The sequence below is a fragment of the Anaeromyxobacter sp. PSR-1 genome (genome assembly GCF_000964525.1).
In the GTDB taxonomy this organism is placed as follows: domain Bacteria; phylum Myxococcota; class Myxococcia; order Myxococcales; family Anaeromyxobacteraceae; genus Anaeromyxobacter.
Genome location: NZ_BAZG01000051.1, coordinates 1 through 24,576, shown reverse-complemented (window position 1 = coordinate 24,576; position 24,576 = coordinate 1). Strand labels below are relative to the sequence as shown.

Genomic DNA, 24,576 nt, shown 5'->3' with positions numbered 1-24,576 from the left:
GGTGACCTACACGCCCGTGGCGGGCTGGAACGGCACCGACGTGTTCACCTACCAGGTGGCCGACCTCGACGGGCAGACCGCGCAGGCCGACGTCACGGTCACGGTGACCCCGGCCGACAGCGGCGCGCCCGTGGCGGCGGCGGATGCGGCGACGACGGCGGAGGACACGCCGGCCGCGGTGGCGGTCCTCGCGAACGACACCGTGGTGGATCCGCCCGCCACCGTGAGCTTGCTGGTTGCGCCGGCGCACGGAGCGGCCGCGGTGCAGGCGGACGGCAGCATCGTCTACACGCCGGCCACGAACTGGTTCGGCGAGGACGCGTTCACCTACCAGGTGGCCGACCTCGACGGGCAGGTCGCGTCGGCGGCGGTGTCGGTCACCGTCACGCCGGTGGATGACGGACCGCCGGTCCCGGTGGATGATGCGGCGACCGTGCCGGTGGACACCGCGGCGATCATCGCCGTCCTGGCGAACGACGCCGTCGTGGACGGGGTGGCCTCGGTGACCGCGGGCACGCCGGCGAACGGGACCGCGGTCGCCAACGCCGACGGGACCATCACCTACACGCCCGCCGCCGGCTACGTGGGCGCGGACACGTTCACGTACCAGGTCACCGACACCGACGGGCAGTCGGCCTCGGGCACCGTCTCCATCACCGTCACCTCTCCCTGAGCTCGCGGTCGAGCGGTCGCCGCCGGATCCGGCGTCACGGGATCCGGGGCGGCGCGACCATGGACGGCACATGCGCTTCCTCGTGTTCTTCCTCTTCTTCGTGTCCGGAGCGGCGGGCCTGGTCTACGAGGTCGCCTGGGCTCGTTCCCTCGGCGTCGTCTTCGGTGCGTCGCACCTCGCGGTCACCACGGTCCTCGCGGTCTACATGGGCGGGCAGGCGCTGGGCGCGGCGCTGCTCGGCGCCCGGGCGGACCGCACCGACCGGCCGCTCAGGCTGTACGGCCTCCTGGAGCTCGGGATCGGCCTGGCTGCGCTCGCGTTCGTCGGGCTGATGCGCATCTATCCCGCGCTGTACGTTCCGCTGGCGCGGGTCGCGGAGGAGAGCCCGCTCTACCTGACCGTGGTCCGGACCACGTTCGCCGCGCTCGCCATCATCGTCCCGACGACGCTCATGGGGGGCACGCTCCCCACCCTGAGCCGGTTCTTCGCGGCCCCGGAGGGCGGAGTCGCGAGGCAGCTCTCGCTCCTGTACGGGCTCAACACGCTGGGCGCCGTCGTGGGCGCCCTGACGGCCGGCTTCGTGCTGCTCCCGCGGCTCGGGGTCACCACCACGCTGTTGATGACCGCGGGCGTGAGCATCGCGGTGGGCGCGGCATCCATGGTGCTGCAGCGAATGGAGTCCGTGGTGCGGGTCTCGCCGGCGCGACCCGCAGCGGCAGCCGATGGCGCGGGCGCGGCCGAGCCGGCGCGCGCGAGCTCGGACGACTTCGCCGCCCGGCTCACGCTCCTCGGGATCGGCCTGTCCGGCTTCTGCGCGCTGGGATACGAGGTGCTCTGGACGCGGATGCTCACGCTGGTGGTCGGGACCTCGGTCTACAGCTTCACGGTCATGCTGGTGGCGTTCCTCGTCGGCATCGCGCTCGGCAGCTACGCGTTCGGCCTGGTCCGCCGGCTGTTCGTCGGTGGCAGGCACGCTGGCGTCCTCCTGTTCGGGGGCATCCAGGTCCTGATCGGCCTGTCGGCGCTCGCCGTCACGATCCTCATGCGCGACCTGCCGCTCACGGCGGGGCACGCGCGCGAGCTGCTCTCGGGGCTGGCGCTGACCGGGTTCGCAGAGCGCGTCGGCTCCTCGTTCGGGATCGCGTTCGCGTACCTGCTGCTGCCGTCGTTCCTGATGGGCCTGGCCTTCCCGGTCGCGGGGGCCGTCTGGTCGGCCGGCCGTGCCGGGACGGGGGCGGCCGTGGGTCGGCTCCTCACCGTGAACACCGTCGGCGCCATCCTCGGCTCGGCGACGACCGGGTTCGCGCTCGTCTATCTGTTCGGGATCGAGCGCTCCCTGCAGATGCTGATCATCGTGAACGTCGCGTGCGGCCTGGCGATCGCGGCGAGCGCCTCGAGGCGGCGGTGGGCCGTCGCGTCCGTCGCAGCGCTCGGTGCAGCGCTCCTCGTCGCCCGCGGCGCTGCGCCGGCCTGGGGGCGCGTCTGGGATCAGAAGTTCTTCGCGACCTTCTCCAACATGCGCCGGACCGTGGAGGCCCCGGAGCGCGCCAGGGCGCGCCTGCAGGACGCGGAGGTCCTCTACTACCACGAGGGCGTCGACGAGACCGTGAGCGTGATCCGCGCACGGGGGGACGTCCAGCAGACGTTCATCGTGAATGGGAGGCCGGAGGCGTCCAACGCGCCCATCGACGTGCAGCTCCAGCGCGCGCTCGGACACCTTCCGATGCTGCTGCACCGCGACCCGCGCAGCGTCTTCGTCCTCGGGACCGGCAGCGGGATGACCCTGGGCGCGACGTCGATCCACCCGGAGGTCCAGCGGATCGTCCTCGCGGAGATCGAGAAGGGCGTGCTGGGCGTGGCGCGCACGTTCTCCGAGTGGAACGCGCACGTCCTCGACGACCCCAGGCTGCACATCGTGTTCAACGACGGCCGGAACCACCTCGCCAGCACGCGGCAGAGGTTCGACGTCATCACCTCCGACCCCATCCACCCGTGGTCCGGCGGCGCGGCCTACCTCTACACGGTCGAGTACTTCCGCACCGTCGCCGACCACCTCGCGCCGGGCGGCATGGTCAGCCAGTGGCTCCCGCTCTACGAGCTGTCCACCGACGACGTGCGGACGGTGCTGCGGACGTTCGCCGAGGCGTTCCCGCATGTCCAGGTCTGGCTCACCTACTACGACGCCGTGCTGATCGGCTCGAACGAGCCGATCGTGGTGGACGAGGCCGGCCTGGAGCGGCGCCTCGCGAACCCCGCGATCCGCGACGATCTCGCGGCCGTCCACATGGGGTCCGTCCGGGATCTGCTCGCCTACTTCGTGCTCGGGGACGCCGGCGCCCGCGAGTTCGCCCGGGGTGGCAGGATCAACACGGACGACAACCTCACGCTCGAGTTCTCGGCGCCGCTGTCGCAGGGTGCGCTGACGGCGGGCGGCAACGTCCTCGCCCTCGCCGCCGCCCGCGAGAGCCTGGTGCCCTACCTCGCCGCCGCCTCGGCGGCCGAGCAGCGGCAGGATGCGGTCGACCGCTGGTCGCGCGACCTGGAAACGGCGCGGCTGTTCGACCTCGCGCACGCCCAGTACCTCGCGGGCGAACAGTCGAGCCAGGGGTTCGCGGAGCTGCTCGCCACCGTCCGCGTACGCGATCCGGGGTACGCACCGCTCCTGTTCCTGCTCGACGAGGCGCAGTACGAGGATCGGCGCCAGCCGGTCGTCGTGGCGGAGACTCCACTCGACCTGCGCGAGGAGTCGGGGACCGCGACGCGCGTACGCCTCGCCGCAATCCGCACGTTCCTGGGACGCGGACGCGTGCTCGTCTCGTTCGCCGACTTGGACGGACGCGAGGTGTGGGCAAAGCGAATCCTCTGCGGTCGCTACGAGCAGCTCGAGGACGAGGCCGCGCGGTATGCCGACCGGGTTCTCGGGGCTGCGAGAGCTGCGTCGTCCGAGAGGGCGGCCAGGACGCCGGGGGCGTCGGCCGGCGCCGTTCGCGAGGTCCTCCAGCGGGAGGCGGACCGGGGTGCATGCCTGCGGGCTCCATGACGCACCGGCGGAGACTTCGCGGTGGCCGAGGCGCCGCTGATGTGGCGGATTCGCCCGGTTCGTGTGGTGTAGACTGCGGGCTCTCCAGCTGATCCAGGGGTCCAGAGATGACATCCATCCCCGTTGCCGCCCCCGACCTGACCGGGAACGAGGAGCGCTACGTGGTCGAGGCGCTGCGTTCCAGCTGGATCTCGTCCACCGGCCCGTTCGTCGGCCGCTTCGAGCGGGCCTTCGCGGAGCAGTGCGGAACCCGCACTGCGATCGGCGTCGCGAACGGCACCCTGGCGCTCCACCTGGCCCTGCTGACCATGGACCTGCGGCCGGGCGACGAGGTGCTGGTCCCGTCGCTGACGTACATCGCCACCGCGAACGCGGTCCGCTACTGCGGCGCCGAGCCGGTGTTCGTGGACGTGGACCCCGCGACCTGGTGCATGGACCCGGAACGGCTGGAGGCGAGCATCACGCGGCGCACCAAGGGCATCATCCCGGTGCACCTGTACGGCCACCCGGCGGACATGGACGCCATCGGCCACATCGCCGCGACGCATGGGCTCTGGGTGGTGGAGGACGCAGCCGAGGCGCACTTCGCCCGGTACAAGGGCCGGCCCACCGGGTCGCTGGCTCGCATCGGCGTGTTCTCCTTCTACGGCAACAAGGTGCTCACGAGCGGAGAGGGCGGCGCGGTGACGCTGGACGACCCTGCGCTGGAGCGTCGGGCGCGGCTGCTCCGCGGCCAGGGCGTCGACCCGGATCGGCGCTACTTCTTCCCCATCACCGGCTACAACTACCGGCTCACGAACATCTGCTGCGCGCTCCTGTGCGCCCAGCTGGAGCGCGCGCCGCAGCTCCTAGCCCGGCGCCGCGCCATCTACGAGCGCTACCGCACCGCCCTGGCGGGCGTCCCCGGCATCGGCTTCCAGCCGCAGGCGGGCTGGGCCGAGCTGTCGCCGTGGCTGTTCAGCGTCACGGTGGAGGCGGCCGAGTTCGGGCGCTCGCGGGACGAGCTGACGGCGCGCCTGGCCGAGCTCGGCATCGAGACGCGCCCGTTCTTCCGGCCGCTGCACCGGCTCCCGCCGTTCTGGGAGGAGTCGCGCCGTCGCGGCGAGGCGCTCCCCGTGACCGATCGGCTCGGCGCGACCGGGCTCAACCTGCCCACGCACACGCAGCTGACCGACGCGGAGGTCGACCGGGTCGCCACCGCCATCGTGGAGGCGCGCCGCTGACGCGGCGCTCGCCACGTCAAGGAGTGCTCATGCGCAGAAACCTCATCGTCCTCGGGTCGTCCGGCCTGGCGCGCGAGATGGCCATGGTGGCCGAGCAGATCGACGCGCGCGAGCATCGCTGGAGGTTCATGGGATTCGTGGGCGCGTCGATGGAGGAGCAGGGTCGCGACCTCGGCCTGGGGCCGGTGCTGGGGGACGATGCCTGGCTGCTGTCGCAGGAGATCGAGGCCGACCTCGTCGTCGGCGTCGGGTATCCGAAGGTCAGGGCCTCCATCCTGTCGCGCTATCTCGCCGCAGGCGATCGCTTCCAGTTCCCGAACCTCGTCCACCCCTCCGCGACACTCGATTTCCGGCGCGTCGAGATGGGCCGCGGGAACGTGGTCACCGCCGGGGTCGCCATGACCTGCGACATCCGGATCGGGGACTTCAACCTGTTCAACCTCAACGTCACCGTCGGCCACGACGCGAGCATCGGCTCCTTCGACGTGTTCAATCCGAGCGTGAACGTCTCCGGCTACGTTCGCGTCGGCGACCGGGTGCTGGTCGGGACCGGCGCCCAGATCCTCGAGAACCTTTCCGTCGGTGCCGATGCGACCGTCGGGGCCGGTGGGGTCGTTCGCGCCGACGTGGAAGCGGGCCAGACGGTCGTCGGGGTGCCCGCCAAGCCGGTCACCCGCCGTCCCTGAACGCGGCCGCACTGGATGCCTGCCATCCCTCGCGTGCCCGGCGATGGACCGGGCGATCGGCGGGACGGCCGATCGGCCGGCCGTGGGCGGCTCGCGCGCAGCTGGGCCTGGTGGCGCGAGGGCTGGTCGATGGTGCGGCTTCGGCCGTTCGAACAGGACACTCCGCACGGGCGCTCGCAGGAACGGTACCGGCGGATCGCGCTCACGACGCTCTCCGCATTCGCGGTTCGCGGTCTCGGGACGGCGGTCGGCCTGATCACCGTGCCGCTGCTGCTTGCGTACCTCGGGAAGGAGCGCTTCGGCCTGTGGAGCACCATCACTACGGTCGTGGCCTGGGCGACGCTCTTCGATCTCGGGATCGCGAACGGGCTCGTGAACTGCCTCGCGAAGGCACATGGGCGCGGCGAGCGCGATCAGGCAGCCAGATACGTCTCGACGGCGCTGGCGGCGCTCATCGCGATCGCGGCGATACTGGCCGCCGGGGTGGCCGTGAGCGCGTGGAGCATCCCGTGGGAGCGGGTGCTCGCAGTCCGCGGGGCCGTGGACGCGCAGACGGTCCGCTGGTCGGTGGTGGCTGCCCTGGCCACCTTCATCATCGGGTTGCCGCTCTCGGTGGGGGGGCAAATCTACGCAGCGTACCAGCGTGCGTACGTCGCGAACGCCTTCGCCATGATCGGCGCCGTGGTCGGCGTCGTCGCCCTGCTCGCCGCGCTCGGCCTCGGCGCCGGCCTGCCCGCGCTCGTGCTGGTCTTCGGCCTGGGCGGGCTCGTCGCCTCGGCGCTGGGGCTGGGATACGCGATGCGTGTCGCCATGCCCTGGCTTCGCTTCCGCGTCGGAGCCGTGGATCGCGAGGCGTTGCGAGAGGTGATGGCCCGCTCCATCCCGATGTTCCTGTTCCAGGTGGGAGCACTCGTGGTGAACGAGACGCAGGCGATCATCCTGGCGCATCGCTGCAACCTGGCGGTCGTGGCCGAGTATGCGATCCTCATGCGGCTCTACCTCATCGCGCTCGCGGTGGTGCAGCTCAGCACCTCCTCGTTCGTCCCGAGCTTCCGCGAGGCGGTCGAGCGGGGTGAGCACGCGTGGGTCCGCGCGAGCTTCGGGCATTTCGTGAGGGTGCGCGTCGGCCTGGCACTGGTGGGCGGCGCTGCGCTGGTCCTCTTCGGGAATCCGTTGCTACGAGTCTGGCTGCGCAGGTCCGACGTGTGGTTCTCGCCCGCCACGTGGGTGGCATTGTGGGGGATGATGGTGTCGGTCACGTGGGCCGGCGCACACTCCGATCTGCTCGCCATCACCGATCGACTTTGGGGGCTGGTGGTTCTGGTCTTCCTAAACGCGACTGCGACCGTGCTACTGACCTGGTGGCTGGCGCCTCGCCTTCAGGTGTTTGGCGTGGTGATCGCATCCGGCGCAGTTACCGCTGCGATCTTCACCTGGCTTCTTCCCTGGATGGCGCGCTCCGTCCTTGGCGGACGAAGTGATGGCGGAAAGTGAGTCCCGAATGTTGCTGCGCGTCATCGACTACGTGGGCAATCCGGGCGGTGGGGTGCGCTTCACCGTCGAGATGCTGCGCGGCTTGCGCCGCAGGGTCCGGCCGCAGATCGAGCTGGTGAGCCACGCCGAAGCGCTGGAGCGCTATGCATCGCTGCTGGGCACGGACCGAGACGTGCGCCTCCTGGATGTCCCGCCCGTAGATGCCTGGCGCTCGCGGACGCTCATGGCCGGAATTCCGGGCGCGGGGCCCCTCAACATGTTGCTCGGTACGGCGCGCTTCCATCACGTGGTCGCGGGCGACCTACTGGACGGCGCCGACACGGTGTGGTTCCCCTGGGTGCACCGGCACCGCATCCCGTGGGCGCGCGCGGGTCGGGTCGTTGCCACGTTGCACGATGTCATCACGATACAGTTCCCGGAGGTCGCGCCGGCCTGGCTCCGCCGGAACGAACGCGAGACGGTCCGGGAATGGCTCGCGTCCGATGCGCGCATCGCCATCACCTCGAACGCAACTGCGACGACCCTGGACTCCATGTTCGGAGTCCCAAGGGAACGTCTAGAGGTGATCCCGCTGTCCGGCAGTCACCAGCGCCCGGCTGGCGCAGGTGCTCGCAGGACCTTTGCATTCACGAGGAGCGAGTATCTCCTCGCGCCCATCAACATCACCCCCCACAAGAACCCCGAGGTGCTGCTGCGCGGCCTCGGGAGGACTGGTGAGCGCCATCCCCTGGTCCTCACAGGAAGCGGGATGGACCTGTGGCCGCCCCGGAGCGCGCGGGCTCGCAAGCTGGTGGGGCTCGCGGAACAATCCGGGTTCACGCGCGACCAGTCGATCTTCGCGCTCGGCTACGTGGATGATCGCGCGTACGAGCAACTCCTCGATGGCGCCTGGGCGCTCGTGATGCCGACGCTGGCCGAGGGAGGCGGGAGCTTCCCGGTGCTGGAGGCGATGACCGCCGGCATCCCCGTGATCGCCTCGGACATCCCAGTCATGAGGGAGATGGTCCAGCGGACCGGCGGTCAGATCCTCTGGTTCGATCCCCGGGATCCTGCCGATCTCGCGGCCAAGCTCGCCGAGCTCGAGGCGGGATACGCCGAGTATCGGCTGCGGGCCGAACGGCAGGCCAGGTCGCTACGCCTGCGCACGTGGGCCGACGTCGCAGGCGATTACGCGCGGCTCATGCGTCTCACCTGAGCAACGACGGCAGGAATTGGGGCGAGGTGCGAAGCGGGCTCGGATTGTCGCGCCCGAGCCTCAGTGGCCATGCCCTGCTGGGTCCTCCGCGGGCGTCTTGCGGGCGAGTTCGTCCCGCTCCGCCGAGAGGATGGCCAGCTCCTGCGTGAGCTGACGCACCTGCTGCGTCAGGCGGGAGAGCACGGTCGAGAAGTGCACGCTGATGAGCAGCAGGAAGAGCAGGCCGAACAGGAACAGCGTGGTGGTGACGGTCACCGCGCCGATGAGCGCGGTCACCCGCTCGACCAGCCCGTACCAGGAGGCCAGCAACAGCATGGCGACGCCGGTGACGATCCAGAGGAACGAGTACTCCTCCTTCAGCTTGCGGCGCCGGACCAGCTCGAGGATCACGCCGAAGGTGACCAGGCTGGCCGTGACCGCGAACACGCGCTGGGTGGGGGTCATCGCGTCTCCCTCCGGAGCGGGACCAGGAACAGCGCCAGCGACATCCGGAACACGTAGTAGAGCGGCTTGACGACGCCGCCGTGCATGCTCTTGCCCTCGGGCGACGGGAGCATCCGGACCGGCACCTCGGTGAGCCGGAGGCCGGCGCGCGCGACCATCGCGAGCACGTCGGCGTCGGGGTAGTCCACCGGGTACCGCTCGTGCGCGTAGAAGCGCAGCGCCTCGCGCGAGATGGCCTGGAACCCGCTGGTGGGGTCGGTGATCCGCTGGCCGGACAGCGCGCTCGCCACCCTCCCGAACAGCCACATGCCGATGCGGCGCACGAGCGGCGGGCGGTAGGAGCCGGGCTCGAGGAACCGCGACCCGACGACCACGTCGGCGTCGTGGAGCGCGGTGAGCAGCCGCGGGATCGACGCGGGATCATGCTGGCCGTCCGCGTCGAGCTGGAGGACGGCGTCGTAGCCGTGGCGCAGCGCGTACCGGTAGCCGGTCTGGAGGGCGGCGCCGTAGCCGAGGTTCACCGGGTGCACCGCCACGCGGGCCCCTCCCGCGCGCGCCTCGGCGGCGGTCTCGTCCGCGGAGCCGTCGTCGACGACGAGCACGTCGCCGGCCACCTGATCGCGCACCGCCTCGACCACCCGCCGGATGCCCCGGGCCTCGTTGAACGCGGGCATCACGACCAGCAGACGGGCCGGGTGGGCGTGCGGCGTCTCGGCGACGAGTGCGTGCGTCAAGGCAGGAATGACGTAGCATACGCCCGGGACCGGGAAAAGCGGGCACCATCCGGCCGGAACGCTGCCTGGGAGGGCGGTTGCGAGTCTCCATCATCACGCCGTCGTTCAACCAGGGCAGCTTCATCGAGCGCACCGTCGAGAGCGTGCTCGCGCAGCGGGGTGACTTCGAGCTCGAGTACCTGGTGGTGGACGGAGGCTCCACCGACGCGACGCTCTCGGTGCTGCGACGCTACGAGGGGCGGCTCCGCTGGATCTCCGAGCCGGACCGGGGGCAGTGCGACGCCATCAACAAGGGCCTGCGGATGACCTCCGGCGAGATCGTCGCCTGGCTCAACTCCGACGACACCTACGAGCCGGGCGCCCTCCAGGCGGCGGTCGAGGCGCTCCGGGCTGGCGCGCGCTGGTGCTTCGGCGAGTGCCGGATCGTGGACGAGCAGGACCGCGAGATCCGCCGCGGCGTCACCGCCTACAAGAACGCGCAGGCCCGTCGGTACGGGCTGCGGCGCCTGCTCGGGCGGAACTTCATCTCGCAGCCGGCGACGTTCTTCCGGCGCGAGCTCGTCGCCGAGGTGGGCCCGCTCGACGAGGGGCTGCACTTCGCCATGGACTACGACCTCTGGCTGCGCTTCGCCCGGGTGGCGCGGCCGGTGTTCGTGCCGCGTCCGCTCGCGGCGTTCCGCTGGCACGCCTCGTCCAAGACCGGCGCCCGCTACCGCACCGGCGCGTGGGAGGCGTTCCGCATCGCCTGCCGCCGCGCGCGCGGGACGGAGCGCCTGGCGCTGCCGGGGCACCTGGCGCGGTACGCGGCGCAGGTCGCGGTCTACCAGGCGCTGGACCTCGCCGCGGCGCTGCGCCGGCGGTGACCCCGGCCGCTCACTTCTCGATCGCCACGTCCACCAGCACCGGCGCGAGCACCCGCACGATCTCCGCCGGCGCGAGCCCGACCAGGAAGCCGCGCGAGCCGCCGTTGATGTAGACCTTCTCGAGCTCGAGGATGGACCGCTCCAGGTACACCGGCAGCTTCTTGCGGGTGCCGAACGGGCTCGTCCCGCCGACCTGGTAGCCGGAGTGCCGGTTCGCCACCTCCGGCCTGCAGGGCTGGACGGTCTTCTTGCCGATGGTGCGCGCGAGCGCCTTGGTGGAGACCTCGCGGTCGCCGTGCATGAGGACCACCAGCGGCTCGCGGTCCTCGTCCTCCATGACGAGCGTCTTGATGGTGGCGTGCTCGTCCACCCCGAGCTCGCGGGCGGAGACGCGCGTGCCGCCGTGCTCCTCGTAGCGGTAGGGGTGCTCGGTGTACGCGACGCCCTGCTCGCGGAGGAGGCGCGTGGCGGGCGTCGATGGGATCTTGCTCATGCGGTAAGGAGAGTAGCGCACCCGCGCTTCCCAGCCGCGCTCCGTTCACCGGGTGGGCTTCACGAACTCGAGCGCCACGACCCCCACGCCGGGTAGTGCGTCTACACTCGGAAAGCGTGCCCACTCCGTGGCCATCGCGTAGGGCTCGCGCTCCGGGCGCGCCTGACCGATCCACTTCCTGCGTCGGTCCTCGACGAATAGCCCCGGCTGTCGCTCGCCGAAGATCTCTTGCCGACGTGGCAGCCCGCAGGCCGAAGCGAAGGTCTCCGCCACAAGGCGGGCGTCATAGAAACGCTGGGCAAAGACGAAGCCCTCTGCGTCCCGGGGGAGGAGCCCGTACTCGTCCACGTCCAGGTACTCGTCGAAAGCCTGCCTCGCGCAAGGAACGGTGAGCACGAGCCGGCCGCCCGGGCGGACGGCGCGCCAGAGTCGGGCCGCAGCGTTCGCGTCGCCCGGCGACGGGATATGTTCGAGCACCGACACTGACGTGACGAGGTCGTACAGCTCGTCCGCGAGCCGGGCGCCGTCCACGGTCGCCACCTCCATCGCACATCGGGTACCAAACCCGAGCGCACCGATGAATGTACGGGTCCGCTCCAGGTCCTTCCCATCGGGGTTGATGAGCGCAGCGTGAGCTTCCCTCCTGGCGTCGAGCACCAGGGCGGGCAGCAGGCGCGGAGACGAGACGTCGAGATAGGACCCGAGCCGCTCGATTTCCCGCACGGACTGCAGGGCGAACTCCAGCTCGAAGTACCGGACGGAGTCCATCGGGGCGAGCGCGAGCGTCCACGCATCGTCGGCGGGAGCCGGTCCCGCTGCGCGCGCGAGCCGGGCCGCGAGGGCGGCTGTCCGGAGGCGCACTCCGATGCCGGGCCCTCCGCGCGCCCACGCGAGCGTGAGGTACCCGGCAGCGCTCATGACCTTGCCGAGGAATCCTATGATGGGTAGTGGCGCGCGCGAGGGCGCTGGTGCACCGGGGCGAGAGATGAGGCGATTCCTGACGCGAGGGATGGAAGAGGCCAGGGGCGCTCCGAGCGAACCGACAGGGTACCATGGCTCTTAGCGGGACGCTCCACCGGTGCTCTCACGCGCACTCCTTCTCCACCAGCTCCAGCGCGCAGTCGAGCTCCAGCGCGAAGCGGCCGCGGCGCACCGGCACGAGCCGCACGTCGGGGCACTTCTCGAGCAGCCGCCGGCGCAGCAGGATGAGCCGGCTCTCCAGGTTGTCCTTCACCGGCGGCAGGCCGAGGCCGGGGTCGAGGCGCAGCTCGCGGTTGGTGAACTCGGTCCGCCCCTCGGCGCGGTGGAGGCCGAGCACCTTCCACAGGATCTTCCCGGGCACGTTCCGGATCAGGTACTCGCCGTCCACGAACACGCAGTCGTCGTTCCGGTAGTAGACGAGCGTGCGGCGGCGGGCGTGGGGCGCGGCGCGGGCCGGCGGCGGCGCCGGGACCGGCGTGGCGGCAGGCGCGGCGTCCTCCTCCAGCGCCGCCATGCGCTCCATGCCCATGGCGATCTGGTTCGCCACGATCTGCAGGAAGGCCTCGTCCCACTCGTCGAACTGGAGCGGGTCCCGGCTCTCCACCGCGAGCACGCCGACCAGCCGGTCGCCCACGAGCAGCGGCAGCGCGAGCTGGGCCTGCGCGTCGGGGAGGCCGGGCAGGGGGATCTCGGGCGCGAGCCCGGCCGCCTCGCCGGCCTCGGCCACCCGCGCGCGGATGGCGCGCCCGTACCGAAGCTCCCCGCCCACCCCGGCCACGCGGATCATCCGCCGGCGCTCGGCCACGGTGCCGAGGATGCCGGCCCCGAGCGCCACCTCCGCGCCGATGCCGCCGGGCCCGTAGCCCCGGCTCGCGATCGCGACGAGGTGGCCGGCCTCGCAGGGCACGAGCACCATGGCGTGCTGGAAGCCGAGCAGCTCGTCGAGCGCGGCCATGGCGCCGGAGAGGAGCGTCTCGAGGTCCGCGGCGCGGTTGATCCGCTCCGACACGGCCTGGAGCCCGCGCAGCTCGGTGAGCGGTCCGGACGCGATCGGCGCGGCGGGCTCGGCGTCGAGCATCGGGTCGGGCGGCATCAGGAAGCCGTCCAGCCGCTCGACGCCGAGGACCTCGTAGACGTCGGCGGAGAGGAGCCGGAACACTCCGGCCATCCCGGTGTACGAGGCGATGGCCTGGATGCGGAGCGCCATCCGGTCGAACAGCGGCCCCTCGGTCTCGGCGTGGTCGTACCGGAGCCGCAGGCGCCAGCTGTCGAGCGTGAGGGGATCGAGCAGCAGCACGGTGGCGTGCGGGTGCTCGAGCACGTTGCGCTTGGTCTTGTTGAAGAACTGGCAGGAGAGCGCCACGTGACGGTCGTCGACCTGGTGCACCTGCGACAGGTAGGTGACGTTGGGCTCGCCGGCGCGCGAGCAGGTCGCGATCGCCGCGGGGACGATGCCCTGGAAACAGGTGGGCGGAAGCCCGGCCAGCGGCGCGGGGGCGGTCACGGCGCACGCTCCGGCGGGACGGCGGTCCCGAGCGGCGCGCCCGCGCCCGGGCCGGGCGTCTGCACGAACAGGCCGTCCACCCGGAGCCGCACCGCCAGGCACGGCCAGCGGTTCACCCGCAGCGTGAGGCGCGGCGGCACGCCGACGAGCGCCAGCTCCCGCGCGAGCGCGCACGTGTAGCGCTCGACCAGCGGTCGCTCGTCCGCGGTCGCCGGCGCGAGCGCCGCCACCTGTCCCTTCACCTGGATCGTCTGATGGTCGGTGGGCCGCGAGAACATCACCGCCACGCGGCCGCTCTCGCGGAGCGCGGACGGGCAGCGGCCCGCGCTCGCCTCGGGGACGAGCACGGTCAGCTCGGCCCCGCCCGCCTCCACGCGCGCCCCGACCGCCCGCACGCACTCGGGCAGGAGCCGGGCGTCGCGGCTCGCCAGCAGGATGGAGACGCCCGACTCGAGGAACGCGGAGAGGTCGTGGGAGATCACGCTGGGCGCGCATTCTAAGGGCACGCGCCGATCCGCCGCACGCGCGCAGGCCCGCCCTGTCGGGACGACCAGGAAGTGCGTCCCACGCGCGCGGGGCAGGCACGGCGCGAAGCGCACCCGCCGTGCGGCCTCCCCCCGGGGCGCCGGCCCCGGCTACGCGCCGATCCCGGCCGCCGCGGTGGCGGCGGCCCACGCCTCGGCGCCGAGCGCCGCCCGGATCGGCGCGGTGGCCTGGGCGAACGCGGCGGGCGGGATCTCCCCGGCCATGCCACGCAGCAGGCCGGCGCGCTCGGGCAGGTTGAGCGCCTGGACGATGACGGCGGACCACTCGCCCCGCCGCGGCGGCGGGATGCTCTCCAGCAGCGCCCGGTGCAGGCCGCCCAGCGCGGCGTCGTCGAAGTGCGCGTGGAGCACGCGCATGGCCTCCGCCTCCTCGCGCTCCATGTGCCGCAGGTGCTCGGCCGCGAGCCCCCAGATCCGGTCGTGCAGCCGGCGCCCCAGCGCCGCGCGCTCGGCGGCGGACGCCCCGGCGAGCCGGGCCGCGAGCTGCCCGGCCTCGCGCGCCAGCCCCTCGGTGCGCGCGTGGTCGGCGGCGAGCGCGGCGTGCAGCTCCGGCGCGAGCCGCGCCAGCTCGGGCATGAACCAGCGGTCCTCGTGCGCGGCGTGCTCCTCGAGCATCCCGAGCAGCCGGTGCACCAGCTCGGCCGCCGCGGCGGCGCCGGCCTCGTCGGCGAAGTCGGTGCGCCCGAGGCGCGTCCCGGCGTCGAACAGCAGCGTCCGGATGCCCTTGTGGACGGGGCCGAACAGATCGATGCGCGACATGCGTGCTTCCTCCAGGTCGGTGTGGGTCCGGACACCAATCTGGCGGAGCGCGCCGCGCGGGCGTGCTCAAACTTCGCTAGCGGAATCCTAAGTTGTCCCTAAGGCCGCGCGCCCATCCGGGATACGCTGCGGGGGCGCACGCCGATCCATGCTGGACGGCGACCGCGACCCGGAGCACGCCATGAACGCCTCGCCGAACCCGCCCAACCACCTGCTCGCGTTCGTCGTCCGCCTGGTCGTCTCGGCGGGCGTGCTGTGGCTCGCGGTGGCGTGGGTCTCGCCCGGGAACCCGCTCAACACGTTCGGCCGCGCGGTGGTGGTGTCGATCGTCCTGTCGATCGCCTACTACATGACGCTCGCGAAGTTCCTCTGGTTCCTGGTCCTGCCGTGGCTGCTGTACGTGCTGGTGTGGCTGAGCGTGATCGCGGCGAGCTACGGCCTCGGCTTCTGGCGCTCGCTCCTGCTCGCGCTCGCGCTCGCGTTCCTGTCCTGGGTGGTCTCGGCGCTGTTCGGGATCCGGACGTTCAGGTCCGAGTGACCGGGCGGCGCGCCCGCGGCGGGCGCTCCCCGCCGGCTGACGCGCGGTGCTCGCCGTGCGCGCGCCCCTCGCGCACGGGCTCGATGCGCACGCCGGGGGCGCGCGGGTCCGGCCGCCGGGCGGCGGCGCCGAACTGCGGCGCGGCGGCGCGGGCCACCTCGAAGCGCGTCTCGGCGGCGCCGATCACGATCTTCCCGATCTCGTCGCGGGTGACGCCCCCGCGCCGGCAGAGCAGCGGCAGCAGCCACTTGGGATCGGCCTTCTTCTCGCGGCCGATGTTGATGCGGAACCAGGCCACCTCGGCGGGCGGGCCGCGCCGCGGGGCGCGCTCGCCGCGGGGCGGGGGCGCCTGACGGGCGGCGTGGGCGGTCTCGGTCAGGTCCTCGGGCGAGGGCAGGCGGGCGCGCGTGGCGCGGACCAGCGCCGCGGCGACGACCAGCGGGTCGCGGCCGGAGAGCAGGCGCGCGGCGGCGGCGCGCTCGTCGTCGCTCACGTCCTCGGACAGCGCGTCCACCTCGCCGGCGAGCCGCGCCTCGTCGGCGGCCCGGATGGCCTCGGCGGCCGGCACGGGCGCCCACTCGATCCGCACGCCGGCGTCGCGGAGCATCCGCTCAAGCTTGTAGCGCTCGGGCGGCGCGGCCAGCAGCACGGCCAGCCCCTTGCGCCCGGCGCGGCCGGTGCGGCCGCTCCGGTGCTGGAGCGCGGCGGGGTCGCGCGGGAGATCGGCGTGGAGCACGAGGTCGAGACCGGGCAGGTCGAGCCCCCGGGCGGCCACGTCGGTCGCGACCAGCACGCGCGCGCGCCCGTCGCGGAGCGCCACCAGCGCCCGGTTGCGCTCGGCCTGCGTCAGCTCGCCGGAGATGGGCACGGCGGCGAAGCCGCGCTCGGACAGGCTGGACGCGGTGTGGTGCGCCGCCTCGCGGGTGGCGCGGAACACGAGCGCCCGGGGCGGCTCCAGCGCGCGCAGCACGTTGACCACCGCCAGCTCGCGCTCGCTCGGCGCGACGAGGTGGGCGCGGAACGCGATGTCGGCGTGCGCCCCGCCGGCGGGCGTGGCGGCGACGCGCGCCGGGTCCGTCGTGTACCGCCGGGCGAGCTCCACGATCGGCTTCGGGAGCGTGGCGGAGAACATGATCGTGCGGCGCCCCTCGGGCGCGGCGGCGAGGATGGCCTCCAGCTCGTCGCGGAAGCCCATGTCCAGCATCTCGTCCGCCTCGTCGAGCACCAGCGCGCGCAGGTCGGACAGGTCGAGCGCGCCGCGGCGGTGGTGGTCGAGCAGGCGGCCGGGGGTCCCGACCACCAGGTGCGCGCCGTCGGCGAGCGCGCGCGCCTCGCGGCGGGCGTCCATGCCGCCCACACAGGCGACGACGCGCCCCTCGGCCTCGGCGAGGAGCCAGGAGAGCTCGCGCTGCACCTGCATGGCGAGCTCGCGGGTGGGCGCGACCACCAGGCCGAGCGGTAGGCCGGCGGGCCAGAACGCGGGGGCGTCGCCGAGCAGCGAGCCGCCCAGGACGAGGCCGAACGCGACGGTCTTGCCCGAGCCGGTGGCCGACGAGACGAGGAGGTCCCGGCCGCGCAGCGCGGGCGTGAACACCGCCTCCTGGACGGCGGTCGGCTCGGAGTAGCCGCGCCGCTCCAGCGCGCGGGCGAGGGCAGGGTGGGCGCCGAGCTCGGTGAAGGTCACGGGCGCGTTCTAGCAGGTTCCGAGGCCTTCCGCTCGCCGCCTGCGCCGGGGGACGCGACCGCCCTCAATGGTCGATCCGCACGCTCCGGACCGCCAGCAGCACCTCGGCGAGGAACGCGAGCAGGGCGCCGATGAACGCCACCATCGCGGCGATGAACAGCCCGGCGACGGGGTGCGAGAAGTCCCAGTGCAGCAGGGAGGCGATGAACGCGACCGCGATGAGGAGGCACACCAGCAGCGCGGCGGCGGTCGCGAAGGTGATGGCGGTGTTGACGAGCTGGCGCCGGCGGAACTGCAGCGCCAGCTCCTCGCGCACGCCGGGCTGGCGCTCCGGCGGCAGCGCCGGGAGGCGCTCCAGCAGCCGGCGCGACCGATCCACGATGCGCCCGAGCCGCGTGGAGAACACGCCGAGCAGCGTGCCGGCGGCGGTCAGCAGGAACACGGGCGCGACGGAGAGCTGGATGACCCGGGTGATGTTGGCGATCGCGGGATCGGGCGGCATGCGCGGAGTCTCGCCTCGGCCCGCGCCGGGCACAAGGACGCGGCGGCGCCGGCCTCACCCGCCGGCGTGCGGCAGGATCCGCCCGGCCCGGACCGCGAGCGGCCAGGTTACGCGGAGCGGCCGCTCCGGCGTGCCCCACGCGGCCCGCAGCGCGGGGCCGATCTCGGCGAGGGGATCGGCGCCGGTGCGCCGCCGGTGCGCGGTCACCGCCGACCAGGTGCCGAGGTAGCCGAGGAAGACGTCCATCGGCCAGCGCTCCTCGATCTCGAGCGGCGGCGCCTCCAGCTCGGGGAACGGGAACGGCAGGGTCCGGTAGCCGCTCTCGACGTGCACGCGCTCCGGCGGCCAGTCGCCGGCGAGCAGCCCGTGGTAGAGGCGGTCCACCACGGCGTCCACCTCGGGGTCGATGCGTGAGAGCCCGTAGGTCACCGCCGCGAACACCGCGCCGGGCCGCGCCACGCGCCGCAGCTCCGCGTAGAACCGGTCGAGGTCGAACCAGTGCATGGCCTGCGCGGCGATCGCGAGGTCCACCGACGCGGGCGGCAGCCCGGTGTCCTCGGCCGGCGCCACCGCGTAGGTCACCCGCGGGTGGAGGAGCGCCTGCCGGACCTGCGCCTCGCCGGGATCGACGGCGTGCACGCGCTCGAAGACCTCGGCGAGGCCGAGCGACGCCTGCCCGTTGCCGCAGCCGCAGTCGAGCGCGTCGCCGCGCGCGGGCGCGACCTCGCCGAGCCAGCGGAACAGCGCGCGCGGGTAGCGCGGGCGGAAGGCCCGGTACGCGTCCGCCACCGGGGTGAAGTGGTCCTTGAACGCGGCCATGGGAGAGGTCTAGCACTCCCACGCCGCGCCCGCCGCGCTCGCCCTTCGACGGGGCTCAGGGCGAGCGGAATCCCCAACTCCGCTCGGGGTGAGCCCGTCGAACCCCGAGCGGAGGGGGCGACGGCTCAGATCCCCGCGCCCTGCTCCGCGCCGGCCGAGTCGCCGGGCCGAGCCCGCGCCTCCTCGCCCAGGTGGCGCAGGATCGCCTCGGAGAACGCCTCGAGGTCGTCGGGCCTCCGGCTGGTGATGACGTTCCCGTCCTCGACCACCTGGCGGTCCACCCAGCGGGCCCCGGCGTTGATGAGGTCGGTCTTGAGCGAGGGCCAGGAGGTCACGGTCTTGCCGTCGATCGCGTCCGCCTCGATCAGCATCCACGGGCCGTGGCAGACCGCGGCCACCGGCTTCCCGGCGGTGAACGCGGTCCGCACCAGCCGGACCATGTCCATGTCGGTCCGGAGGTGATCGGGGGAGTAGCCGCCCGGCACCACCACCGCGTCGAAGTCGTCGGCGGTGACGTCCCGCGCGGCCGCGTCGGTGGTGACCGTCTCCCGCTGCTTCTTGCCGCGGATCTGCTTGCCCTTCTCGAGGCCCACCAGCACGGTCTCGTGCCCGGCCTGCCGCAGCCGGTCCCACGGGACGCGGAGCTCCGAGTCCTCGAACAGATCGTCCGCGATGAATGCGATGCGCGCCATGGCCTTCCTCCGAGTGGAGGTTCGGCACAGGCCGCGCGCGGCACAAGGCGCCGGCGGGCAAAATCGTCAGGCGCCGGGCCGCTCCGGTGGGTTCCACCAGACGGCTCCCTTGCCCTGCACCGCCTCGGCCGCACGCCGGCGCGTCTCGGCAAGCTCCGCCTCGTCCATCGGCCGGAACGCCGCCGCGGCGGCGAACGCGGCGTCCTGCTCGTTCGGGAACGAGAGGCCGAGCAGCGCCACGTCGGGATCGCAGGTGAGCGTGTACCGGACGCATGCCTCGACCGGGAGCCGCGGCAGCGTCGGGACGGCCGCGTCCTGCCCGCCCGACGAGAGCTTCCCGCGCGGGCGCTCCGCCAGCGCCCGGCCGTAGCCCTCGGTGTCCCCGAGCAGCTTGCCGGCGCCGAACGTCTTGAAGCAGATGGTCCCGACGCCGAGCGCGCGGGCGCGCGGCAGGAGCTCCTGCACGTACCGCGGGTGCACGTACGGCCCCACCGGGAACATGACGACGTCGCACAGGCCGGCGTCGAGCGCGGCGGCGAGGACGTCGGGGTGGTGGCTGGAGATGCCGCGGAAGCGCGCCCGCCCGCGCCGGATCTCCTCGGCGAGCTCCTCCATGCCGCCGCCCGGCGCGGCGAGGCGCGCCCACGCGGCCGGCTCGGACACCGAGTGGAAGACCAGCAGGTCCACCGCCCGCACGCCGAGCCGCCCCAGGCTCTCGTCGAGCTGCGGGGCGACAGGCCGGTCGAGGTGGTCGATCTTGTCCACCACGAACACGCCCTCGCGCCGGCCGCGGAGCGCCTCCCCGACGATCTCCTCGGAGTAGCCGTCCTCGTACATCGGGGCGGTGTCCACCACGTTCACGCCGGCGTCGAGGGCGCGGCGGAGCGTGGCGACGCAGCGCTCCTTCGGGACGCTGCGATCGGCGAGGTCGCCGGCGCCGATGCGGGTGACGGGGACGCCGGTCCGGCCGAGGGAGCGGCGCGGCTGGAAGCGGGGGAGCGCGGTCATGGCGCCATCCTAACGCCAGGGCCCCGGCGCGCGCGTCCGGCGCACCGGGGCCCCGCGTCCCCCCGCCCCCGCTACTTCGCCTTGGACGGCGTCACGTCGATCTGCACCGCCTGCGGCGTGTCGCCGCTGCGGTCCAGGCGCGCGCGGACCGCGGCGCCCTGCCGGATGTCCGCCAGCGTGGCGGACCGGCCGTCCACGGTGATGCGCGCGCCGTCGGCGACCTTCACCTGCGTGGTCGCGTCGCCCGAGTCGATGGCGATCTCGTGCTGCTCGCGATCGATGAGCGCGACGCGCCCGGAGAGCTCGCTCGGCCCGGTCACGTCCGTCCCCGCGCCCGTGCCGGTGGCGGCGCCCGGCGAGCCGGTGCCGGCCACGCTGCCGGTCGCGCCCGGCTCCATCGTCTCGGGCACGCGGCCCTGCTGGCCCGCCGAGCCCGCGCCCGGATCGCCCGAGTACCGCGGCGTGGCGTCCGCGCCCTCGGTCGGGAGCGGGTGCGGATCCTTCCCGCCCACGCCCTGCTGCGCGCGCGCGCTCGGCGCGGCCTCGGCCGCCTGGGCCTCGGCGACGTCGCGCTCGCTCTGGCCCTCCTGCGGCGCGGCCTGCGCGGTGCGCTCGCGGCCGCTCATCTCGGTGGTGGCCTTGTCGTCGCCCGACGCGTTCGCCGTGCGGGTCTTGCTGCTCGTCCCGGTCTTGCAGCCGGCGGCGGCGAGCAGCAGCGCCGCCGCGACCGCGGTTCCTCTCACTTGCATGCCTCGGTCCCCCCTTCGCGAAAGGATGGGGGCAGGCGGCGCGAGGCGCACGCCCGGCTGCCGCTGGGCGCACGACCGCCCGCCGCCCGGGCCGGTGCCCGGGCGCCGGACGGCCCGCCGCGGGGAGCTTCACTCCCCGCGCAGCGTCCCGAGGAGGAACAGCGCGAAGAAGATCGGGACCGACAGCGCCACCAGGCCGCCGATCACCAGCCCGGCGATGGTGGCCCACCGGGCCGCGCCGGCGGGCGGGAGGGGCGCGTCGATGGCGAACGGGTTCTTCTTGCCGCGGAAGAGCTTGCGCTTCACGGGTCGCATTCTACACGCCGGCGCGGGCGCTGGTGTGGCGGGCCTGGTCGCCTCGCGGCTTGACGGCCGGGCGCCCGGTCGGATAACCATGAAGGCGATGCATTCGCAGCGCGCGACCGGTCGACTTCTTCGCCAGGCGAGAGAGCTCGCCCGGCTCGACTGACCGCGCGACCTCTCTCGCCGTCCCACGGCCGGAGAGGTCACCGCTCCCAGCAAGACGAACAGAGACCTCCCGGCCCCCACCCGCCGGAGGAATCACGTCATGCCGAGGATGCCCGCCCACAAGTACCGCCCGTTCCCGCAGGTCGCGCTGCCCGACCGGCGCTGGCCGTCGCGCCGCATCGAGCGCGCGCCCCGCTGGTGCTCGGTGGATCTCCGGGACGGGAACCAGGCGCTCGAGGATCCGATGGGCCCGGATCGCAAGCGGCTGCTGTTCGACGCGCTGGTCCGCGCGGGCTTCCGCGAGATCGAGGTGGGCTTCCCGTCCGCCTCGCGGCCGGAGCGGGAGTTCGTCCGCGAGCTCGTCGAGCGCGGCATCCCCGAGGGCGTGACCATCCAGGTGCTCACGCAGGCGCGCGAGCACCTCGTCCGCGCCACCTTCGACGCGATCCGCGGCGCGCCGCGCGCGGTCGTGCACCTCTACAACTCGACCTCCGAGCTGCAGCGGCGCGTGGTGTTCGGCAAGGATCGCGCCGGGATCCGGCAGATCGCCGTGGACGGCACGCGCCTCGCGCGCCAGCTGGCGGAGGAGCTGCCCGAGACCGAGGTGGTGCTGGAGTACACGCCGGAGAGCTTCACCGGCACCGAGCTCGACTTCGCCGCCGACGTCTGCGAGGCGGTGATGGACGCGTGGGGCGCCTCGGCGGAGCGGCCGGTGATCCTCAACCTGCCGGCCACGGTGGAGATGTCCACGCCGAACGTGTACGCGGACCAGGTCGAGTGGTTCGGGCGCCACGTGAAGGGGCGCGAGCGCTACGTGCTCTCGGTGCACCCGCACAACGATCGCGGCACCGCGGTGGCGGCGGCGGAGCTGGCGGTGATGGCCGGGGCCGACCGGGTGGAGGGCACGCTCTTCGGGAACGGCGAGCGCACCGGCAACGTGGACCTGGTGACGCTCGCGCTCAACCTGCACACGCAGGGCGTCGATCCCGGGCTCGACCTCGCGGACCTCGACGCGCTGGTCGAGGTGGCCGAGCGGGCCACGCGCATGCCGGTCCACCCGCGCCACCCGTACGCGGGCGCGCTCGTCTACACCGCCTTCTCCGGCTCGCACCAGGACGCGATCAAGAAGGGCTTTGCCGCGCTCCGGCGCACCGACGGCGAGCGCTGGGAGATGCCGTACCTGCCCATGGACCCCGCGGACGTGGGCCGCACCTACCAGGCGGTCATCCGGGTGAACAGCCAGTCCGGGAAGGGCGGGGTGGGCTGGGTGCTGGAGGAGCACGGCGGGATCCGGCTGGGGCGCGAGGAGCTGACCCGCTTCGCGGCGGTGATCCAGGCGATGGCCGAGGCGCGGGGGACCGACCTCACGCCGGCGGAGATCCTGGAGGTGTACGCGCGCACGCACGGCGGCGCGCCCGGCGTCCGCGCGCTCGCGCAGGGATGAGGCGGCGGGCCGCGGCGAGGGCGATTATGAGTCGCCCCGCCGCGCGCCCACCTGCGCGGCCGGAGGCACCGCATGGAGCAGCGGAAGCTGGGCACGCAGGGGCTCTCGGTCTCGGCCGTGGGGCTGGGCTGCATGGGCATGAGCGACTTCTACGGCGGCGCCGACGAGCGCGAGTCCGTCGCGACCATCCACCGCGCGCTCGAGCTCGGCGTCACGTTCCTCGACACGGCCGACATGTACGGTCCGTTCAAGAACGAGGAGCTGGTGGGGCGGGCCATCCGGGATCGCCGCGACCAGGTGGTGCTCGCCACCAAGTTCGGGAACGAGCGCCGCGCCGACGGCACCTTCGTCGGCATCAACGGGCGGCCCGAGTACGTGCGCGCCGCCTGCGACGCCTCGCTGCGGCGGCTCGGCGTGGACCACGTGGACCTCTACTACCAGCACCGCGTCGACCCCACCGTGCCGATCGAGGACACCGTGGGCGCCATGGCCGGCCTGGTGAAGGACGGCAAGGTCCGCTACCTCGGGCTCTCGGAGGCCGCGCCCGCCACCATCCGCCGCGCGCACGCGGTGCACCCCATCACCGCGCTCCAGACCGAGTACTCGCTGTGGAGCCGCGATCCGGAGGACGAGCTGCTGCCCACCCTGCGCGAGCTCGGCATCGGCTTCGTCCCGTACAGCCCGCTCGGGCGCGGCTTCCTCACCGGCCGGTTCCGCTCGCCCGACGATCTCCCCGAGGGCGACTTCCGGCGGACCTCGCCGCGCTTCCAGGGCGAGAACTTCCAGCGGAACCTCGATCTCGTGGACCGCATCCGCGAGATGGCGGGCGCGAAGGGCGTCTCGGCCTCGCAGCTCGCGCTGGCGTGGGTGCTCCGGCGGGGAGAGGACGTCGCGCCGATCCCCGGGACCACCACCCGCCGCCACCTCGACGAGAACGTGGCCGCGGCCTCGATCCGGCTCACGCCGGCGGACCTCGCCGCCATCGATCAGGTGGCGCCGAAGGGCGCGGCCGCCGGCGAGCGCTACCCGCCGTCCGGCATGGTGCGGGTGAACCTGTAGCGTTCCGTCACCGCGCGCCGGCGCCGCCGGTGCTGGCCCCGAGGCCCATCTCGCCGGCCAGCTCGGCGAAGCGGGTCGCGAACGCCGGCCCGCGCGCCTCGTCCTCGTGCTTGAAGTACGCGTACGCCTCCGCCCAGGGCTGCGCCGCGATCGCCTGCAGCGCCGATCGCAGCGCGGCGTCGCCGTACTCGGTGCGCCGGAGGCGCAGGTAGCCGAACCCGGCGGTCGCGGCCAGCGGCGTCGAGCCCTCGTCCGCGTCGGTGATGCACAGCGCGGCCCCGGCCTCCGCCAGCGCGGACCGCACCGCGTCGGCGTGCCAGCTCGGGTGGCGCAGCTCGAACGCGAACCGGCCGCCCCGCGGCAGCAGCGCGAGGAAGTCCTGCAGCAGCGCGAGGTCGAGCCGGATGGAGGGCGGCAGCTGGAACAGGATCGGCCCCAGCGCCGCGCCGAGCTCCGCCGCCGCCCGCAGGAACCAGGCGAGCGCGGCCTCGGCGTTCGCCAGCTTGAGACGGTGGGTGATCCGCTGGGGCGCCTTCAGCGCGAAGGTGAAGCCGGGCGGGACCGCCGCGCGCCAGCCGGCGAGCAGCTCGGGGCCGGGCATCCGGTAGAAGGTGTTGTTCACCTCCACCGTCCGGAGCCGCGCCGCGTAGGCCGGGAGCATCTGCGCGGAGGGGAGGCCGGCCGGGTAGAACGCCCCGCGCCAGGCCGGGTAGCTCCAGCCGCTCGTGCCGGTGAGGAGGCGCACGCGTGGGATCTGCGCACGCGCGGGGTGATGCGCCCGCCCGGTGCGGGGCGCGTCGGCCGGCGAGCGCCCGCCCGTGCACCCGCCGCCAGGGCTCGCTCGGCGCGCCGTCCGGGCGCACATTCCACGGTCTCCCGGCCAACGGAGGTTCGACCGGGTTCCCCGCATGTGAGGGAACCCCGTCGGACGCTCCATCGCGGGTCAGCCCGCCGTACGGTGTCCCCCATGTCCGATCCC

Annotated in this window: 25 protein-coding genes; 10 read left to right on the top strand and 15 right to left on the bottom strand. The window is 73.5% G+C overall.

Annotated features, from left to right (window positions below; all coding sequences use genetic code 11):
- The 6 genes from PSR1_RS10335 to PSR1_RS10310 all read left to right on the top strand — a co-directional run.
- Positions 1 to 673 (top strand): Ig-like domain-containing protein (locus PSR1_RS10335; protein WP_152643339.1); only part of this gene is annotated, 673 nt, incomplete at its 5' end.
- Positions 674 to 743: 70 nt separating this feature from the next.
- Positions 744 to 3,713, top strand: coding sequence for a fused MFS/spermidine synthase (locus PSR1_RS10330; protein ID WP_059437505.1), 2,970 nt, complete (start codon positions 744 to 746; stop codon positions 3,711 to 3,713).
- A gap of 107 nt (positions 3,714 to 3,820) precedes the next feature.
- Positions 3,821 to 4,936: a DegT/DnrJ/EryC1/StrS aminotransferase family protein gene (locus tag PSR1_RS10325; RefSeq protein WP_059437504.1), complete on the top strand. Its 1,116-nt coding sequence runs from the start codon at positions 3,821 to 3,823 to the stop codon at positions 4,934 to 4,936.
- A 29-nt stretch (positions 4,937 to 4,965) separates the two neighbouring features.
- Complete coding sequence (locus PSR1_RS10320) at positions 4,966 to 5,622, top strand: acetyltransferase (RefSeq protein WP_059437503.1); 657 nt, start codon at positions 4,966 to 4,968, stop codon at positions 5,620 to 5,622.
- Positions 5,623 to 5,655: 33 nt separating this feature from the next.
- On the top strand, positions 5,656 to 7,116 hold the full coding sequence (locus PSR1_RS10315; RefSeq protein WP_237757905.1) for a lipopolysaccharide biosynthesis protein: 1,461 nt from the start codon (positions 5,656 to 5,658) through the stop codon (positions 7,114 to 7,116).
- A gap of 7 nt (positions 7,117 to 7,123) precedes the next feature.
- Positions 7,124 to 8,311 carry a glycosyltransferase gene (locus PSR1_RS10310; protein WP_059437501.1) on the top strand — a complete coding sequence of 396 codons (1,188 nt, stop codon included), beginning with the start codon at positions 7,124 to 7,126 and terminating at the stop codon, positions 8,309 to 8,311.
- Between the two features lie 60 nt (positions 8,312 to 8,371).
- On the opposite strand, the gene PSR1_RS10305 is transcribed toward PSR1_RS10310, so the two are convergent.
- Together PSR1_RS10305 and PSR1_RS10300 are read right to left on the bottom strand one after the other, a co-directional pair.
- Complete coding sequence (locus PSR1_RS10305; RefSeq protein WP_059437500.1) at positions 8,372 to 8,755, bottom strand: DUF2304 domain-containing protein; 384 nt, start codon at positions 8,753 to 8,755, stop codon at positions 8,372 to 8,374.
- Entirely contained in the window at positions 8,752 to 9,489 is a 738-nt protein-coding gene (locus tag PSR1_RS10300; protein WP_059437499.1) for a glycosyltransferase family 2 protein, read from the bottom strand. Before PSR1_RS10300 ends, PSR1_RS10305 begins: the two co-directional genes overlap by 4 nt.
- 77 nt (positions 9,490 to 9,566) lie before the next feature.
- Between PSR1_RS10300 and PSR1_RS10295 the strand changes: the two genes are divergently transcribed.
- On the top strand, positions 9,567 to 10,352 hold the full coding sequence (locus PSR1_RS10295; protein ID WP_059437498.1) for a glycosyltransferase family 2 protein: 786 nt from the start codon (positions 9,567 to 9,569) through the stop codon (positions 10,350 to 10,352).
- A gap of 10 nt (positions 10,353 to 10,362) precedes the next feature.
- On the opposite strand, the gene ybaK is transcribed toward PSR1_RS10295, so the two are convergent.
- The 5 genes from ybaK to PSR1_RS10270 form a co-directional block, all read right to left on the bottom strand.
- The gene (ybaK, locus tag PSR1_RS10290; RefSeq protein ID WP_059437497.1) at positions 10,363 to 10,845 is read right to left on the bottom strand and encodes a Cys-tRNA(Pro) deacylase; all 483 of its coding nucleotides are present in this window, start codon (positions 10,843 to 10,845) and stop codon (positions 10,363 to 10,365) included.
- A gap of 45 nt (positions 10,846 to 10,890) precedes the next feature.
- On the bottom strand, positions 10,891 to 11,763 hold the full coding sequence (locus tag PSR1_RS10285; protein ID WP_059437496.1) for a methyltransferase domain-containing protein: 873 nt from the start codon (positions 11,761 to 11,763) through the stop codon (positions 10,891 to 10,893).
- 166 nt (positions 11,764 to 11,929) lie between these two features.
- Positions 11,930 to 13,330 (bottom strand): GAF domain-containing protein, encoded by a 1,401-nt coding sequence (locus tag PSR1_RS10280; RefSeq protein WP_059437495.1) that lies wholly within the window; start codon positions 13,328 to 13,330, stop codon positions 11,930 to 11,932.
- Positions 13,327 to 13,812, bottom strand: a complete 486-nt coding sequence (locus PSR1_RS10275) for a hypothetical protein (RefSeq protein ID WP_059437494.1) — start codon at positions 13,810 to 13,812, stop codon at positions 13,327 to 13,329. The genes PSR1_RS10280 and PSR1_RS10275 overlap by 4 nt, the downstream gene beginning before the upstream one ends.
- A gap of 153 nt (positions 13,813 to 13,965) precedes the next feature.
- Positions 13,966 to 14,634: a hemerythrin domain-containing protein gene (locus tag PSR1_RS10270; RefSeq protein ID WP_059437493.1), complete on the bottom strand. Its 669-nt coding sequence runs from the start codon at positions 14,632 to 14,634 to the stop codon at positions 13,966 to 13,968.
- Positions 14,635 to 14,782: 148 nt separating this feature from the next.
- On the opposite strand from PSR1_RS10270, the gene PSR1_RS10265 reads away from it, so the two are divergent.
- Complete coding sequence (locus PSR1_RS10265) at positions 14,783 to 15,172, top strand: hypothetical protein (protein ID WP_059437492.1); 390 nt, start codon at positions 14,783 to 14,785, stop codon at positions 15,170 to 15,172.
- Here the strand turns inward: PSR1_RS10265 and PSR1_RS10260 are convergent.
- The 7 genes from PSR1_RS10260 to PSR1_RS10230 form a co-directional block, all read right to left on the bottom strand.
- Positions 15,159 to 16,856: a DEAD/DEAH box helicase gene (locus PSR1_RS10260; protein ID WP_059437491.1), complete on the bottom strand. Its 1,698-nt coding sequence runs from the start codon at positions 16,854 to 16,856 to the stop codon at positions 15,159 to 15,161. The two genes, PSR1_RS10265 and PSR1_RS10260, sit on opposite strands and share 14 nt — an antisense overlap.
- Before the next feature lie 64 nt (positions 16,857 to 16,920).
- Positions 16,921 to 17,358, bottom strand: a complete 438-nt coding sequence (locus PSR1_RS10255) for a DUF2721 domain-containing protein (protein WP_059437490.1) — start codon at positions 17,356 to 17,358, stop codon at positions 16,921 to 16,923.
- 54 nt (positions 17,359 to 17,412) lie between these two features.
- Positions 17,413 to 18,177 (bottom strand): class I SAM-dependent methyltransferase, encoded by a 765-nt coding sequence (locus PSR1_RS10250; RefSeq protein ID WP_059437489.1) that lies wholly within the window; start codon positions 18,175 to 18,177, stop codon positions 17,413 to 17,415.
- A gap of 125 nt (positions 18,178 to 18,302) precedes the next feature.
- Positions 18,303 to 18,869 (bottom strand): type 1 glutamine amidotransferase domain-containing protein, encoded by a 567-nt coding sequence (locus PSR1_RS10245; protein WP_059437488.1) that lies wholly within the window; start codon positions 18,867 to 18,869, stop codon positions 18,303 to 18,305.
- Positions 18,870 to 18,935: 66 nt separating this feature from the next.
- The gene (locus PSR1_RS10240; protein ID WP_059437487.1) at positions 18,936 to 19,877 is read right to left on the bottom strand and encodes an aldo/keto reductase; all 942 of its coding nucleotides are present in this window, start codon (positions 19,875 to 19,877) and stop codon (positions 18,936 to 18,938) included.
- A 71-nt stretch (positions 19,878 to 19,948) separates the two neighbouring features.
- Positions 19,949 to 20,626, bottom strand: a complete 678-nt coding sequence (locus PSR1_RS10235) for a hypothetical protein (protein WP_059437486.1) — start codon at positions 20,624 to 20,626, stop codon at positions 19,949 to 19,951.
- A gap of 129 nt (positions 20,627 to 20,755) precedes the next feature.
- On the bottom strand, positions 20,756 to 20,941 hold the full coding sequence (locus PSR1_RS10230; RefSeq protein WP_059437485.1) for a hypothetical protein: 186 nt from the start codon (positions 20,939 to 20,941) through the stop codon (positions 20,756 to 20,758).
- 253 nt (positions 20,942 to 21,194) lie between these two features.
- On the opposite strand from PSR1_RS10230, the gene PSR1_RS10225 reads away from it, so the two are divergent.
- Positions 21,195 to 22,538, top strand: a complete 1,344-nt coding sequence (locus tag PSR1_RS10225) for a 2-isopropylmalate synthase (RefSeq protein WP_059437484.1) — start codon at positions 21,195 to 21,197, stop codon at positions 22,536 to 22,538.
- Between the two features lie 72 nt (positions 22,539 to 22,610).
- The gene (locus PSR1_RS10220; protein ID WP_059437483.1) at positions 22,611 to 23,597 is read left to right on the top strand and encodes an aldo/keto reductase; all 987 of its coding nucleotides are present in this window, start codon (positions 22,611 to 22,613) and stop codon (positions 23,595 to 23,597) included.
- A 7-nt stretch (positions 23,598 to 23,604) separates the two neighbouring features.
- Here PSR1_RS10220 and PSR1_RS10215 read toward each other — a convergent pair whose 3' ends face one another.
- A complete protein-coding gene (locus PSR1_RS10215) occupies positions 23,605 to 24,342 on the bottom strand; it encodes a DUF72 domain-containing protein (RefSeq protein ID WP_059437482.1) in 738 nt (245 codons plus the stop codon).
- Positions 24,343 to 24,576: the final 234 nt, after the last annotated feature.

Excerpts from the sequence above, each read along its gene's own strand:
- PSR1_RS10250 (WP_059437489.1), bottom strand. The coding sequence starts at position 18,177 with ATGGCCGCGTTCAAGGACCACTTCACCCCGGTGGCGGACGCGTACCGG.
- PSR1_RS10310 (WP_059437501.1), top strand. The coding sequence starts at position 7,124 with ATGTTGCTGCGCGTCATCGACTACGTGGGCAATCCGGGCGGTGGGGTG.
- PSR1_RS10240 (WP_059437487.1), bottom strand. The coding sequence starts at position 19,877 with ATGACCGCGCTCCCCCGCTTCCAGCCGCGCCGCTCCCTCGGCCGGACC.
- PSR1_RS10245 (WP_059437488.1), bottom strand. The coding sequence starts at position 18,869 with ATGGCGCGCATCGCATTCATCGCGGACGATCTGTTCGAGGACTCGGAG.
- PSR1_RS10235 (WP_059437486.1), bottom strand. The coding sequence starts at position 20,626 with ATGCAAGTGAGAGGAACCGCGGTCGCGGCGGCGCTGCTGCTCGCCGCC.
- PSR1_RS10285 (WP_059437496.1), bottom strand. The coding sequence starts at position 11,763 with ATGAGCGCTGCCGGGTACCTCACGCTCGCGTGGGCGCGCGGAGGGCCC.
- PSR1_RS10330 (WP_059437505.1), top strand. The coding sequence starts at position 744 with ATGCGCTTCCTCGTGTTCTTCCTCTTCTTCGTGTCCGGAGCGGCGGGC.
- PSR1_RS10230 (WP_059437485.1), bottom strand. The coding sequence starts at position 20,941 with ATGCGACCCGTGAAGCGCAAGCTCTTCCGCGGCAAGAAGAACCCGTTC.
- PSR1_RS10270 (WP_059437493.1), bottom strand. The coding sequence starts at position 14,634 with ATGTCGCGCATCGATCTGTTCGGCCCCGTCCACAAGGGCATCCGGACG.
- ybaK (WP_059437497.1), bottom strand. The coding sequence starts at position 10,845 with ATGAGCAAGATCCCATCGACGCCCGCCACGCGCCTCCTCCGCGAGCAG.
- PSR1_RS10305 (WP_059437500.1), bottom strand. The coding sequence starts at position 8,755 with ATGACCCCCACCCAGCGCGTGTTCGCGGTCACGGCCAGCCTGGTCACC.
- PSR1_RS10220 (WP_059437483.1), top strand. The coding sequence starts at position 22,611 with ATGGAGCAGCGGAAGCTGGGCACGCAGGGGCTCTCGGTCTCGGCCGTG.
- PSR1_RS10320 (WP_059437503.1), top strand. The coding sequence starts at position 4,966 with ATGCGCAGAAACCTCATCGTCCTCGGGTCGTCCGGCCTGGCGCGCGAG.
- PSR1_RS10225 (WP_059437484.1), top strand. The coding sequence starts at position 21,195 with ATGCCGAGGATGCCCGCCCACAAGTACCGCCCGTTCCCGCAGGTCGCG.
- PSR1_RS10325 (WP_059437504.1), top strand. The coding sequence starts at position 3,821 with ATGACATCCATCCCCGTTGCCGCCCCCGACCTGACCGGGAACGAGGAG.
- PSR1_RS10255 (WP_059437490.1), bottom strand. The coding sequence starts at position 17,358 with ATGCCGCCCGATCCCGCGATCGCCAACATCACCCGGGTCATCCAGCTC.
- PSR1_RS10265 (WP_059437492.1), top strand. The coding sequence starts at position 14,783 with ATGCTGGACGGCGACCGCGACCCGGAGCACGCCATGAACGCCTCGCCG.